The sequence below is a fragment of the Psychrobacter sp. ASPA161_9 genome (assembly GCF_051970275.1).
Taxonomy (GTDB): Bacteria; Pseudomonadota; Gammaproteobacteria; order Pseudomonadales; family Moraxellaceae; genus Psychrobacter.
The window spans coordinates 58834-73723 of sequence record NZ_JBEFNI010000010.1 but is presented as its reverse complement, the minus strand read 5'-3'; the positions used below and the strand labels follow the sequence as shown (position 1 = coordinate 73723).

Annotated in this window: 10 protein-coding genes; 5 read left to right on the top strand and 5 right to left on the bottom strand. The window is 42.6% G+C overall.

The genetic code is table 11. The annotated features are described in order from the left end of the window. Window positions 1–2 precede the first annotated feature (2 nt). Window positions 3–668, bottom strand: a complete 666-nt coding sequence (locus tag ACTQ9S_RS11825) for a hypothetical protein (protein ID WP_440455041.1) — start codon at window positions 666–668, stop codon at window positions 3–5. 592 nt (window positions 669–1260) lie between these two features. Between ACTQ9S_RS11825 and aroE the strand changes: the two genes are divergently transcribed. Beyond that, on the top strand, window positions 1261–2130 hold the full coding sequence (gene aroE / locus ACTQ9S_RS11820) for a shikimate dehydrogenase (RefSeq protein ID WP_440455040.1): 870 nt from the start codon (window positions 1261–1263) through the stop codon (window positions 2128–2130). A gap of 166 nt (window positions 2131–2296) precedes the next feature. Here the strand turns inward: aroE and ACTQ9S_RS11815 are convergent, their stop codons facing one another. Beyond that, the gene (locus ACTQ9S_RS11815; protein WP_068033857.1) at window positions 2297–3376 is read right to left on the bottom strand and encodes an FUSC family protein; all 1080 of its coding nucleotides are present in this window, start codon (window positions 3374–3376) and stop codon (window positions 2297–2299) included. A 407-nt stretch (window positions 3377–3783) separates the two neighbouring features. Here ACTQ9S_RS11815 and ACTQ9S_RS11810 point away from each other — a divergent pair, with 407 nt between their 5' ends. Further along, the gene (locus tag ACTQ9S_RS11810) at window positions 3784–5604 is read left to right on the top strand and encodes an acyl-CoA dehydrogenase C-terminal domain-containing protein (protein WP_068033855.1); all 1821 of its coding nucleotides are present in this window, start codon (window positions 3784–3786) and stop codon (window positions 5602–5604) included. A 178-nt stretch (window positions 5605–5782) separates the two neighbouring features. Here the strand turns inward: ACTQ9S_RS11810 and ACTQ9S_RS11805 are convergent, their stop codons facing one another. Next, on the bottom strand, window positions 5783–6157 hold the full coding sequence (locus ACTQ9S_RS11805) for a 5-carboxymethyl-2-hydroxymuconate Delta-isomerase (RefSeq protein ID WP_440455039.1): 375 nt from the start codon (window positions 6155–6157) through the stop codon (window positions 5783–5785). Between the two features lie 112 nt (window positions 6158–6269). After that, window positions 6270–6758 (bottom strand): Cys-tRNA(Pro) deacylase, encoded by a 489-nt coding sequence (ybaK, locus tag ACTQ9S_RS11800; RefSeq protein WP_440455038.1) that lies wholly within the window; start codon window positions 6756–6758, stop codon window positions 6270–6272. Window positions 6759–6987: 229 nt separating this feature from the next. Between ybaK and plsB the strand changes: the two genes are divergently transcribed. Further along, window positions 6988–9693, top strand: coding sequence for a glycerol-3-phosphate 1-O-acyltransferase PlsB (gene plsB / locus ACTQ9S_RS11795; protein ID WP_440455037.1), 2706 nt, complete (start codon window positions 6988–6990; stop codon window positions 9691–9693). A gap of 97 nt (window positions 9694–9790) precedes the next feature. Here plsB and ettA read toward each other — a convergent pair whose 3' ends face one another. Beyond that, on the bottom strand, window positions 9791–11452 hold the full coding sequence (ettA, locus tag ACTQ9S_RS11790; RefSeq protein WP_351118925.1) for an energy-dependent translational throttle protein EttA: 1662 nt from the start codon (window positions 11450–11452) through the stop codon (window positions 9791–9793). A gap of 454 nt (window positions 11453–11906) precedes the next feature. Between ettA and ACTQ9S_RS11785 the strand changes: the two genes are divergently transcribed. Together ACTQ9S_RS11785 and ACTQ9S_RS11780 are read left to right on the top strand one after the other, a co-directional pair. Continuing rightward, entirely contained in the window at window positions 11907–13145 is a 1239-nt protein-coding gene (locus ACTQ9S_RS11785) for a flavin reductase family protein (RefSeq protein ID WP_440455036.1), read from the top strand. A 313-nt stretch (window positions 13146–13458) separates the two neighbouring features. After that, window positions 13459–14889, top strand: coding sequence for a fatty acid desaturase family protein (locus ACTQ9S_RS11780; RefSeq protein ID WP_440455035.1), 1431 nt, complete (start codon window positions 13459–13461; stop codon window positions 14887–14889). The last annotated feature ends 1 nt before the right edge of the window (window position 14890 follow it).

The window sequence follows — 14890 nt, the reverse complement described above, 5'->3', positions numbered from 1 at the left end:
ATTTAGCTGGCTTCTGCTTTTTGCTCACCTGATTTGTTTAGCACTAACATACAGCTATAAAACTCGCACTTACCCAGCTCTATTTTTTGACCGCCCGTGGTTTTATTTTTTATGATTTGACCACTGAGCATATCTGATAGAACCTTGCCGCCCTCATCACCCATAAGCTGGCGCGCGAGTTGATAAGACTTTTTCGCATGCGCTTTACTGAGCTCTTTTTCTTTATCTGAGTCAGTAGGATTGGCGTAATACCAACCAATCTCGAGGTATTTTTCCGAGTCAATCAAATCTAGATAAGGCGCATCCGTATCCATAAAGCGGTATTTGGTGGCGGGATTACTGGCATAGTCCAAACTGTTTTCATCGGTAGAAACGACTTTACCAAATGTTGTTTTGATTTGATCGACTTCTTGTATGCTTACAGGCTGGACTTGTTTGCCGCCCCATGACGAGACGTTATACTTAACTGGACTGCCTTGCTGGGCTGTCGCCCCATCTAAGTCCGCTTCTGGCGTAGGGCTTGCCTGTGCAGGTTTGGCTTGCTCGGTTGTATTGTCAGAGGCAACCTCAGAGTTGGTGTCTTTCGTTGAGCCATTACATGCGCTCAATGATACGCCAGCTGCCATCATTATACCGACCGCAAAGGTCTGTAGGCTGTTATTCCACATGGGCAATTTACTCACACTTTTTGGGTCTAAATTATATTAACAAGCTGCTAGAAATGCTGCTGCTAATAAAGAATGGTTGTTAACACGGTGCGTTATTAATAAAAAACTCATTATTAATATAATAGGCTATCGATATAATGAATGACGGCGATAAATAACCTGCATAACAAAGCACCATATATCTGCCATAATTCGTACATTAATCATGCAATAAATGCGCCATTTGTAGGCTTGCTTTTCGGTCATCGTCCTGACATCCAATGTCGTAATTTTAGTGCTGTCATGTAAACAGTGTACCCAACTGCCTTGCGCTTGACTAGCCTTTACGTTACGGATAACAATCCTAGAGGGTACAAATTTGTTAAAAATATTGTTATCCCCTATGATGAGTAAGTTTTGATTGTTTTTTCTATCTCTTGCCCTTTATCATTTCTTTGTTATCGTTGATTCAATTTAAAAAGAGCACAGGGCTGCTGGGATGAATTTTACGCAGCCTCTGTCTGGCAAAGCGCACAGCAAGCGAGGAAAATTTATACCAGCAGTAAACGTACTTCTATTATTTTGAATTGACTATATAGCTAGTGGACAACCTATGACCCAGCACTTTATCGTTATTGGCAACCCTATTGCCCACAGTAAATCCCCAGAGATTCATCAAGTATTTGCGGCACAAGCTGGTATTGATATCAGCTACCAGCGCCAATATTGTCCTGATGATAATGCTAGCTTTGGCGCGGTAGTTGAAGCGTTTTTTAATGGTGGCGGTGTGGGCGCCAACGTGACAGTACCCTTTAAACAGGTCGCTTATGCATTATGCGAATCACAGGGCGGGTTATCTGAACATGCGCGTGTCGCAGGCGCAGTCAATACTCTGCTTTTAACAAGTGACGAATCACAAAAAGATCATTTGCAAAAAATTAATGCGCTATATGGTGATAATACTGATGGTCAAGGCTTGGTCAATCATATCATCAGCTTAGGCTGGCCGCTTGCGCAAGCACGTGTCGCTATCATTGGCGCAGGCGGTGCTGCACGCGGCGTGATATTGCCACTTATCCAAGCTGGTATTGGACAGCTGACTATCGCTAATCGTACCTTGAATAAAGCTGAAGTTTTAGTGGAAGAGCTTAGTGCAGCAAGCGATGCGATTAACAAGCATGCGATTGAAACTTGCGCGACGACTGAGCTGACTGGACAATTTGACCTAATTATTAATGCGACTTCTATCGGGTTATCAGGTGACACTTTGCCTATCGCTGATGATTTAAATTGCCATTACGCCTATGACATGATGTATGGACGCGCACTGCCCTTTTTGCAGCATTTCGCAGCGCGCGGTGCGCAAACTTCAGACGGCTATGGGATGCTAATCGGACAAGCTGCGTTAAGTTTTGAGCGTTGGACCGCTCATACTATTGATGTGGTGAAAGTGACTGAAATATTGAAGCAAGCATCCAAGTAGAAATAATAATAACGATATTGGTGATGAATATAGTCGATTCACTTTAAAAAAACCTGATACTGCTGGAATGAATTTTTTGAAATTCGTGTTTGTTTAATCGTCTGTCTAGCTGTCTGGGTTACAGCAAGCGCGGAAAATTTATACCAGCAGAATGCTATTATTGTGCCTAAGCAAAGCGTACTAATAGCCATTTCTCTATACGTCTTAGCGGTGCTCGTAGCTTTGCTGAATGTATTGCCAAACCTCCACTCAAACCAACCACGCAGCCCAACGCAGTATCGAACATCCGTGCACGAATGACTTCTTCAACACTCGCCTGCGCAAGCGAGGTAACACTGCCATACTCGGCGATAAATATCGTCAAGGGCGTGATAAGTATCACTGCTAGCCCATAATGACGATCAACCAGCGACTCAATACAAAGCATCATAAGAAATATTGCCAGCGCCACCTCCCACCTTGATAAGTTCCAAGACAGCATCCAACCAGCGACCGCCATTCCTACTAGCGTACCTAATAAACGATGGAGCTGTTTAATCCATATCGTACGCATCTGTATGCCTTGGATAATAATAAAACAGCTGACCGCTGCCCAATAGGGATAAGGCATATCCAGCACTACTGCTATCAGTAATGCCAAGCTGACAAAGCTTGCAACGATCATGCTGTCGCTAATCGTGTCTGGCTCATAACTATAGACGGGCACAGAAGTAGAGGCACGCGTTGCTAATAAAAATAGCGTATACAAAAGCGCCATAAACATCGAAAAACCACTACCCAACATCACAAGCCCTGTCGCTGACAGTATTTGCTCAGCTGATACAGGGATAAATAAGGCAATAGCACCTGCCATCATGACGAACAAGCCTGCGGGCGGTGGCTGACGATAATAACGCCCAAAGACGACAACCCCAAAAGCTATGAGCGCAAATACTGGCAGCTTGATCACTGGAATTTGCTGCGCAATCAGCCCAAGCGCAAAGCACAACGTCATTGCAAAGCTCCATGCCATCACCGTCACCAAACGATAAGGCAACGAGCCTGCGAAGGGTAAGTTCAAGATAACCATTGCCCCTAACGAGGCCTTAATTCCTGCAGGTAGTACGCCAAAGTAAGCGCCCACAAAGACTGGAAAGCTAATGGAAATAGCGGCGATAATCGGCATGTGCCACGGGCGACGACTCTGATTGACAGACAACAGATGGTCAAGCTCCCCACGGATTAAGTGTTTGATATAAGCGAGCATTTGCTCAATCCTCTGTCTTAGCTATATAAAGACCTGATACGGTCATAGATTATTATTCTAAATCAATTACTTTACTTCAATCTGCTAGTTGTTAATTTACCAAGATGATTTTGATGACAGCAATTCCACGCTTACAATTCTACGCTTACTAGGTATTAACTCATCAATCATAAATTAAATTAATACTTATACCTTTCAGTCATGAATATTAATTATGTATTGTATATTTGTCCTAACAGAACATTTATACTAATAATATTCCCATAGCATGTCGTTTTGCTAAGTAACCTTTGACCATAAATATAATAAGCAAGCAATGCTTAACCCCTTTTACCTTTAGACCTACCAAAAAATTATGAAAATTAGCTACTAGTAATGCTAAAACAAACTAACTAAAGAGACCGACTATGTTAACTTACAAAGCTCCTTTACGTGACATTAAGTTTTTGATTAATGATGTTTTTGACTTTCAAACTCACTATAAAGATTTAGACAACGGCGCAAATGCTGACCCTGAAACGATCGATATGATCTTACAAGGTATGGCTGATTTTTCTGAAAACGTTCTAGCCCCTCTGTATCAGCCTGCTGATGAAGAAGGTTGTCATTTTGAAAACGGCGAAGTAACGACGCCAAAAGGCTTTAAAGAAGCTTATAACCAGTTTATAGAAGGTGGCTGGCAAGGGATTTCTTATCCTGAAGAGTACGGCGGCATGAACTTGCCAATGTCCATCAACCTAATCAAATCTGAAATGATTGGTACGGCCAACTGGCCTTGGGCAATGTACCCTGGTCTATCGACAGGTTGTATCAATACATTGATGCAATACGGTACTGACGAGCAAAAACAGACGTACTTGCATAAGCTGGTTGACGGCTCATGGGCAGGTACTATGTGCCTAACTGAGCCACAGTGTGGTACAGATTTGGGACAAGTTAAGTCGAAAGCAATCCCGCAAGAAGATGGTAGCTATAAGCTTAGCGGTACCAAAATCTTTATCTCAAGCGGTGAACATGATTTAACCGAAAACATCGTTCACATTGTATTAGCACGCCTACCTAATGCTCCTGAAGGCACACGCGGTATCTCGCTATTTATCGTACCAAAATTCTTGCCTAATGCTGAAGGCGAAGTTGGCGAGCGTAATGGCGTAACTTGCGGCTCTATCGAGCACAAAATGGGTATCAGCTCTTCATCAACTTGTGTGTTGAACTTTGATAGTGCTGTTGGCTATCTGATTGGTGAGCCAAACAAAGGCCTTAAAGCGATGTTCACTTTTATGAATACCGCTCGTATTGGTACTGGTATTCAAGGTCTGGCACATACTGAGCTGTCGTTCCAAAATGCCTTACCTTATGCCAAAGAGCGTCGCTCTATGCGCGCCCTATCAGGTACTAAAGATCCTGAAAAAGTTGCGGATGCTATCATTCATCATGCTGACGTACGTCGTATGCTGTTGACCCAAAAAGCCTTTGCTGAAGGCGGTCGTTCAATGATTTATCACTCAGCACGTTATGCGGATAAGATGGCACAAGGCGTGGCTAATGGTGATGATGAAGAGTTCGAAAAATGGGATGATAAACTAGGCTTTTATACGCCAATCCTAAAAGGCTTCTTGACCGAACTAGGTATCGAAGCAGCCAAACACGGTCAGCAAATCTACGGTGGTCACGGCTACATTAAAGAATGGGGTATGGAGCTAATCGCTCGTGATGCACGTATCGCAACCTTGTATGAAGGCACGACTGGCGTACAGGCGCTTGATTTATTAGGCCGTAAGGTTATCTTGCAGTCAAAAGGTAAAATCATTCGTGACTATACTTCAAGCATCATGAAATGGTGCGGTGAGTATGCACTTGATAAAGATATGCGTAAATTCGTTTGGGCGTTGACTAAGTTATGTGCAGAGTGGAATACGCTTACGGTACGCTTGATGCTGATGGCACGTAAAGACCGTGAAATCATTTCAGCAGCGTCAGAAGACTTCTTGATGTATTCAGGCTACGCCATGATGGGTTATCATTGGGCACGTATGGCGGCAGTGGCCTATGACAAGCTAGAAAACGGCGGCGCTGAGTCACCAGAATTCTATAAAGCCAAAATCCAAACCGCAGAGTTTTACTTTGACAAAATCTTGCCACGTACTTCAGGTCATGCCGAAAGTATGGTTGCGCCAAGTGAAAGTATGACAGCGATGGATATTGAGAACTTTGCTTTCTTAGACTAAGATTGAGTAAAGCCTCGGCTTTATTGAACCTAAGCTTAACCAAACTTAAGAAAAGTAAAAAGCGCCCAGCTTATCAATAGCTGGGCGCTTTTTTGTGCTTAACTTTTGTACTTAACTATTGATAATAAAATCTCAAAGGTTCGCTGATTATAGTCATAATAAGAAGTTGTAGAAAATATTAGCTACCGAGAATTTTCTTTTGATAAATAGGACTAATCTCTTCTACCTCGACGCATATTTGTAGCGCCGCGCGTCCCGATTGCTCCTTGCTTAATACCTCCTCTATCGTGGTCGTTAGTAGTTGTGCCAACTGCTCACGGACACTACTGTCACGTCCTGGCATCAATTTTAAGTGCGCGTAAATAAAACCATGTGCCTGCTCATCATCTTCAACTCCTACCAAAAACGTTTCGATAGGGGTTATCCGCGCTTTAATATCAGTCGGTTTACCGAAGTGACCACTATCCCATAGCACTTTATTTAGAGATTTGAGTAACGACTCTTCGTGAGGGATACTGACATTAGCCGTTGCTTGAATGGTTAAATGTGGCATGAACCTATCCTTATAATGAGTGAAATTTAATGACTAAAAAGCTTTGTCTATGAATAAAGTCTTAGCATGTTTAATTATTTGTCGCGGCAATGACTTAATACTTAACTAATTATCAGCCATCAGTTATATCTTCAAAACGAGCGGTAAGCGTTTCGGCTAGTTGCGATGGTGGCAACTCAATCTCAAGCCCACGACGCCCAGCACTGACATAAATGGTTGATTGGTCTTTAGCCGATATATCTATTATTGTTATTAAACGCTTTTTTTGCCCCAGCGGACTGACACCGCCCAACACATAGCCCGTACTACGTGCGACTTTTTTGGGGTCTGCCATTTGTACTTTTTTACAGGGCAGCACTTTATCAACAGATAGCGCTTTGACCATTTTTTTAAAGTTCAATGTATTATCAACTGGTACAAGAGCAACAGCTAACGTGCCAGCATCCGTTTCTACCACCAACGTTTTGAACACTTGCTCAGCTTTCACACCGAGCTTTTCAGCAGCTTCTAAGCCAAAAGACGCTGCACTACTGTCATGAGTATATTCGTGCAGCTGATAATCAAGGCGACGCTGTTTGGCAATTTTAATAGCAGGAGTCATAAGGTACTCACGTTAAACTCACATTAAAAAATAGGTATTCTCGTTAAACCCGATTCACTTACTCTGCGCCGAAACCCTGCTCCTTGCCCCATTACTCATTGGATGATTAAAACATTGGACAAGTTAAATTTTATAATATATTAGGCAGAGATACTGACACCATATATCGCTTTGACTGCTTTTATGGCATCATAAGCGCATTACATTTTACAAAGTCTGACTTTTGATTATGATACCCAGTTTCCTAAAAAACAAGCTCCTAAAAAACCGAACGTCTAAAGCGCCAGCAGCACCTGATGCTACGAAGTCATCGGTTGCGACGTCTTATACCAATGCGCCTATCAATCAGCTTTACCGAAAAGTGTCAGGACAAGCGCTTGATGTCGCAGTTAAGGCAAAACTATTGGGCGAGTTGCCGGAATTTGATACCAATGATCAAACGCTGACTTTCTATGTACTGCAAGATTATTCGCGCTCAAACAGTATTTTGATTGACCTGCAAACTCAGGAATACAAGCTACCGCCTGCATTGATGGGTGTCAAAGATAGCACACATGATGTTAATGAAAATGCAGCTATTATATTTTTGCATCACCCCAAATCTAAAGACCATCAGCTATCGCCGCGCTTATCGCGTTTGGTTGCTGCTAGCTTGCAACATCCAGATTTGCAAATACGACTGGTACCAGTATCTATTCTTTGGGGTCGCGCGCCTGAAAAAGAAGATTCGTTATTTAAATTGTTAATGACAGATAACTGGCAAGATCCGAGTATCACCAAGCAATTATTCAATATCGGCGTCATGGGACGTGATACCTTTGTGCAGTTCCATGCACCGCAAGACTTACGTACTATTATTCATGATAGCTTGCACGATGGACAAGCAGATGAGTTGGAAGTAGCTGATATTGCAGATAGCCAAGACACGCGCCATGCATTAGTTCCAGCAGCAGACGCTAACCGTGAATTGGTACGCATCTTACAGCAACAACTTAATACTTATCTGGATAAGCAGCGCGCCACTATGCTTGGTCCGGATCTATCAGATCGGCGCAATTTGGTAGATAAGCTCATCTATTCACCTGCTATCCAGCATGCCGCACAGATTGAAGCTGACGAAAAAGGCATTAGTGTGCGCGAAGCTCGCGGGCTTGCTAGAAAATACGCCAATGAAATGGTTAATGACTACTCTCACCCTATTATTCGGGTCTTTGACAGATTTTTGACATGGTTATGGACGCAATTATATGATGGCGTCGAAGTACATCATTTTGAGCGCGTACGTAAGCTTGCGACCGATCATGAGATTATCTACGTGCCATGCCATCGTAGCCATGTTGATTATTTATTATTGTCTTACGTCATTTATAAGCGCGGTCTGAGTATTCCTTATGTGGCTGCCGGTGACAATTTAGATGTACCAGTACTAGGGCCATTATTACGCGGTGCGGTAGCGTTCTTCATTCGTCGTAGCTTTCGCGGTAATGCCCTTTATACCGCGGTATTACGTGAGTATATGCACACCCTTATTACCCGCAATACGCCCATTGAATACTTTATCGAAGGCGGCCGCTCACGCTCAGGACGCTTGCTACCGCCGAAGATGGGTATGCTGGCGATGACCATACATAGTCAGCTCCGCAAAACCAATAAGCCTGTAGTCTTTATTCCAACCTATATTGGTTATGAGCGCATTATGGAAGGTGGTACTTATATTGGCGAGCTTAAAGGTAAGCCAAAAGAGTCAGAATCTTTAATTGGATTGCTAAAAGTCGGGCGCAAAATTGAGCGTATCTTTGGTAACGTCCATCTAAGCTTTGGCACGCCACTGCACTTAAGCGACTTCCTACAAAAATTCGATGTCTCTGCTGATAGCCTACCTGTTGATCGTACCGATACGCCACTCGATGAAAAAGCCAGCGCCATGGTTGACAATATCGGCGTGAAAATCATGCAGCATATCAACAAGGCTGCTGTCGTCAATCCGGTATCGCTATTATCATTGGTACTCTTATCAGCACCAAAGGCTGCGCTTGATGAAGATATCTGCCGCGAGCAGATCGCTTTGTATCAAGGTATTGCACGTAAAATGCCTTATTCTGATGATACGGTCGTTACAGATATGAGCCCGCAGAAAATTATCGATTATGGTATCAAACTCAAGCTTATCGAACGTATACCGCATATCTTAGGTGATATTATTCAAGTCGCTGGTAAGCAAGCAGCGCTATTAAGCTACTTCCGTAATAACATTTTGCACGTGTTTATTTTACTGTCATTCTTAGCAGCACTAGTTGCACGTAATGGCCGCGTTAATCGCAATCGCCTTGATGACATCGTTATCCAGATGTATCCCTTCTTACAAAGTGAGCTGTTTTTATACTATCCAGCGCACGGTCTAATGGATACACTTAATCAAAAAATCGACAACCTCATCGCCCATGGTCTAATTATCGATTTAGGTGATGGTATGCTTAGTGTGCCAGATGCTAATAGCAGCTGCTATCAACAGCTTGAAGTGCTCGCAGCTCCTGTTGAACAAAGCCTTGAGCGTTACTTTATGACCTTAGCTTTATTATCTCAACAAGGCTCAGGTAACTTGACAACAGAAGAGGTGGTCGACTTGTGCCATCTGTTAGGTCAGCGCTTATCAGTGTTATATGCTGATGATATTCCGGACTTCTTCGATCGCTCGCTATTTTTAAGTTTTGTCACCGCACTTACTCGACTTGATTATCTACAGATAGATGACGAAACGGGTGCATTAAACTTTGATCAGCGTATTGATGATATCGCTCACCATGCCAAATATGTGCTGAGTCCTGATATGATGCAAATTTTGCAACAAGTGGCCAGTCTTGATGATGATGAAATTGCTCATGCTATTACTGAGATTAGTAATAAAAAGCAGCGTAAATTTGGCCGTAAGCGTTAAGTAATACTAACTTCTTTATAGTTTAGCGCAAAAAAAGACCTCTAATTATTAGAGGTCTTTTTTATTACATATTAGCTCAATCTAACAAGCAGCTATTCTAGGTAGAAATTTTCTTGTACTTCATACGCTTAGGACTGGCATCATCGCCCATGGTCTTTTTGCGATACGTTTCAAACTCAGAGTAGTTACCATCGAACCAAACAGGACCTTCATCTTCGAATGCCAAGATATGAGTCGCAATACGGTCAAGGAACCAGCGATCATGCGAGACGACCATTACCGTACCTGGGAATACTTGAATCGCATCTTCTAGCGCACGTAAGGTTTCGATATCCAAATCGTTTGATGGTTCATCAAGAAGCAATACGTTCGCACCCTGCTTTAGGGTCTTAGCAAGTTGCAAGCGGTTACGCTCACCACCAGACAATTGACCAACGTGCTTTTGCTGGTCTGAACCTTTAAAGTTAAAGCGACCGATATAAGCGCGACTTGGCGTAGTATAGTCACCAACGGTGATTATATCGAGGCCGTCAGATATCTCTTCCCAAACCGTTTTGCTATCGTCTAAGTTGTCACGTACCTGACCAACATAGGCAACTTTGACACTCTCACCCAAATCGACGGAACCAGTATCTGGGGTATCACGTTCAGTAATCATGTTAAATAGCGTGGTTTTACCCGCACCATTTGGACCGATAATACCAACGATAGCGCCCGCTGGCACGTTGAAGCTTAGGTTTTCATAAAGCAAACGATCACCGAATGACTTGGAGATGTCATTTACTTCGATGACTTTATTACCTAGACGTGGACCAGGTGGAATATAAATCTCAGAGGTCTCATTACGCTTTTGGAACTCTTGCGAGTTCAATTCTTCAAAACGCTGTACACGAGATTTAGACTTAGCCTGTTGACCTTTTTGATTTTTACGAATCCACTCAAGCTCTTTTTTCAGCGCTTTAGCAAAGGATTCTTCTTGCTTATTCTGTTGCTCTAGACGTGTGTTCTTTTGCTCTAGCCACTCAGTATAGTTGCCTTCGTACGGATAGCCATGGCCACGATCCAGCTCCAAAATCCACTGAGCGACGTTATCCAAGAAATAACGATCATGGGTAATAGCCACGATAGTACCGCTGTAGTTCTGCAAGAACTGCTCTAGCCATGCGACAGATTCAGCGTCCAAATGGTTGGTTGGTTCGTCAAGTAATAGCATATCAGGACGTGACAATAGCAGACGGCATAGGGCGACACGGCGTTTTTCACCACCAGATAGTTTACTGACGTCAGCATCCCATGGCGGCAGACGTAGCGCATCGGCGGCTTTTTCTAGCTGAGTATTTAAGTTATGCGCATCCCATGCTTGAATGATGTCTTCCATCTTGCCCTGTTCTTCGGCAAGCTTATCAAAATCTGCATCAGGTTCAGCGTATTCAGCATAAATAGCGTCTAGACGTGACAGCGCATCTAACGCTTCGCGCATACCGTCTTCAACGTTACCACGGACGTCTTTACTGTCATCAAGCTGTGGTTCCTGCGGCAAATAGCCAATTTTGGTGCCCGTTTGCGCGCGTGCTTCACCACTGAATTCAGTATCCACGCCCGCCATAATGCGTAGCAAGGTTGATTTACCCGAACCGTTGATACCGAGTACACCGATTTTAGCGCCAGGGAAAAACGATAGGTTGATGTTCTTTAGGATTTCACGCTTAGGTGGAACAAGTTTTGACACGTTGTTCATCGTGTAAATATATTGAGCCATTAACACTCCGATAGACTGCATAGACGAGGTCTGCAAATCGCACTCAGCAATCGTGCTCAGTGGACGGCGCCTCAAAATCAGGGTTACAAATTGTCTGCTATTATCGCATTGTGGCGCATACCCTGCAAGCTAACAGAGGGTTTTCCGGCTGGTTTTGTGTCTTCTGCAACAAAGCTTGACACCTTTTACCTAAAAGCTTCTGTTAAAGTCAGCATTTGACCTATTTAATCAGCTTTGTGCTGATGTATCTCATAAAAAATATAAAATGATAATAACCAGAAACTTCACAAAATCAATCAGTAAGGGTTAATATATTAGAATAATTTACTGAAATTGGTTTTCTTAACCATGCTTTAATGTTCAATTAACATTTATAAATAACACTATAAAGTTGTCCATAGAAGGATTTTAAATCCTTTTATGAAGATATAAAAACATAAAAAATACGACAAACATGAGAAAAGGTACTGTACCTATGCCGACTGGCTACCGCCCTGAGTTTATTCAAAGTGCGTTTATTGATTTTATCAGTACGCGACTGCATCCGTTTTGGTCGTTGACAACACCTAAGCTACGCCTAGTTGCCAAGCATACGCTTAGTGATGACTTGGTTGCCTTGCAATTCGAAATTAATAACGCCTTTAAACAGCAATCAGATGGATGGCAAGGCGGCGCGCATATTAATCTAAGTATTGCTATTGATGGTATTCTTCATCAGCGTAGTTATTCGCTGGTAGGTCTACCGCATCAGACGCTATGGTGGACTAATGGAAATAGCCGCGACAAAAAACTACAACGCCAAACACTTACTATCGCTATTAAGCCACAAGGTTTAGTGTCTAATTATTTAATTAATCAGGCAGCTCTTAGTACTATCTTTGATAGCAGTATACCGAGTGGAGATTTTACTCTAGAGCAGATATCAGTAAACCAACAGATAAATTCAGTTATTAAAAATACAGAGATTAAAAACTCTGTCATTAAAGAGCTAGCGCCCATACTTTGTATCGCTGGCGGCAGTGGTATCACCCCAATGCTCGGGCTAGTGAAGCAGGCGCTGCAACACGGTCATAAAGTGACGTTACTACATTATAATCGTACATCGCTGTCAAGCAGTCCTCTACAAGAATATTGGCAGCAACTCGCCACTACGTATCCAAGCTTTACCTACTATCTTATCAATACTGAAGACGCCAGCACTTATTTGACCAGCACGCGGCATTTAAGCGCAGCAAGTTTATTAGCATTGAATCTACCGTTAGCAGATACACAGATATTTGCCTGTGGTTCGCAAGCCTTGTTAAAAGGACTATATCACGCAGCTAGTGAAATAAACCTACCAAATAATCACTCATTACGTGACAACATTATTATAGAAAATTTTGGCTATGCTGTACCTGATCTGAACTTAAGTGATGCAACTAAAAAAACAGCTAACTTAGAAAAACATACTGTTTATCTGCGCGCACGCCAACGACAGTTTGATAGTAGTGGCACCTTATTAGTTGATGCTGAACAAGCTGGTCTTCGAATGAATTACGGCTGCCGTCAAGGTATCTGTCAGATGTGCCGCTGTAATAAAGTCAGCGGTGTCGTTAAAAACGTTCAAACAGGAAAGATAAGTGGCGACAGTTTTGAGTCTATCCAAACCTGTATCAATGTAGCGATGACAGACGTAGTACTCGATATCTAGTAGAGACAAAGCTGAATAAAACACGCGTATATGAAAAATAAAATAGCGATTAGGGTAATGTACGCTCATAATATTAATTCAAATCACTCATTAGCCGTTATTTAACAGTGTTACTGTAAAATTAGAGTAACTAACTAAAAGACAGCACATGCTACTATAAGCAAATAGACGGTAGATAGCCTGTCTTGTATGCTAGAAGCTATATAACTCATCAAACCGACCCTGTGAATTCTAGTACATTATCTTAAGAGCACCTTATTTCGTTAAAAGCATTTTGCTTCAAACCAACTGCAGCTTCGGTAAAGGATAACGCATGCGCTTATTACCACCTCTATTCCCTTCACGATCTGCTTTACCTATCTTAAATGCTTTAACCGACGATCAACTGGACGTCCATGGTCGTAGATTACTGCCAGAAAAAAACTCCTATTCAACTGACTGTAACATTAATAGTGAGAGTACAAAAGATAATAAGGATATATCAGCTCTACCTATACGCTACCCAACGTTAAGCGCTGCGCCATTACCAAAGGTACAGACCGAAGCCCTTGCTGATGAGTTAAATGCAGTCTATCAAAGTGTAATGGACTCATTGAACGGTAAGGATGCACGTTATATCCAGCGTATTTATGCCACGGTAGTGTATAGCGAGATTGTGGCTCGTGGTCTACTGGCTACTGCTGGACGCATGTCATCAAAACGTAGTAAAGGTAGTGTCTGGCTACTGGGTACTGGCCTATTAAGCTTTAGCAAAATATTAAACAATATGGAGCTTGGGCATAATGTCATGCATGGCCAATATGACTGGATGCAACATCCGCACTTAAACAGCCAAACGTTCGATTGGGATATTATGTGTCCTGCACCGTTATGGCAACACTCACATAATTATCTACACCATACCTTTACCAATATCGTCGATCGTGATCACGACGTCGGCTATCATTTAATCCGCGTCACTGACGAGCAGTCATGGACACCAAGTGATCGCTACAATCCCCTTAAGACCATGATATTGGCAATAGGATTTGAGTGGGCAATCGCGTTTCATGATATCCAGATAAGCGTAGATGAATATGCTGACTCAACGGAGAAACACGCGATACTGCAACAAAAGTCACGTGCTGTATTTGCCAAAATCGTACGCCAAGTCGGTAAAGACTATGTCGCCCTCCCTGCAGTTGCAGGACTCGCCTTAGGTCGTGATAGTGCTTTATCGACGTTGAGTGGTAATATCACTGCCAATATCGCGCGTAACCTATGGACGTGGGCCGTGATATTTTGTGGACATCTTACCGAGCAAGTACATATTTATACCCATCTCGATGATAATGAGAGCAAAGGTGACTGGTATGTACGTCAAATCCTTGGCTCCAGCAATATTCAAGGTAGCAAGTTATTTCATATTTTAACTGGCAACTTATCACATCAGATTGAGCATCATATCTTTCCTGATATGCCAGCACATCGCTACGCTAGCATCTCGCCCCAAGTGCAAGCCATATGTAGCAAGTATGGCCTAGCTTATAATACTGGTCGTTTTGGTAGCCAGTTTCGACAAGTTCTTGGGCGTATCTATCATTTTAGTAAGCCTAATTCCGATGAACTGCACGCTTATACACAAGAAAAATCAACGGCTGATAATGTTAATTTTAAGAAGGAACAGAGACATAGCATACCAGTGCGTGGAATCAAAAAATACATTCCACAAGTAGTACGCCAAGCTTTATTTTATGCCAAATAGT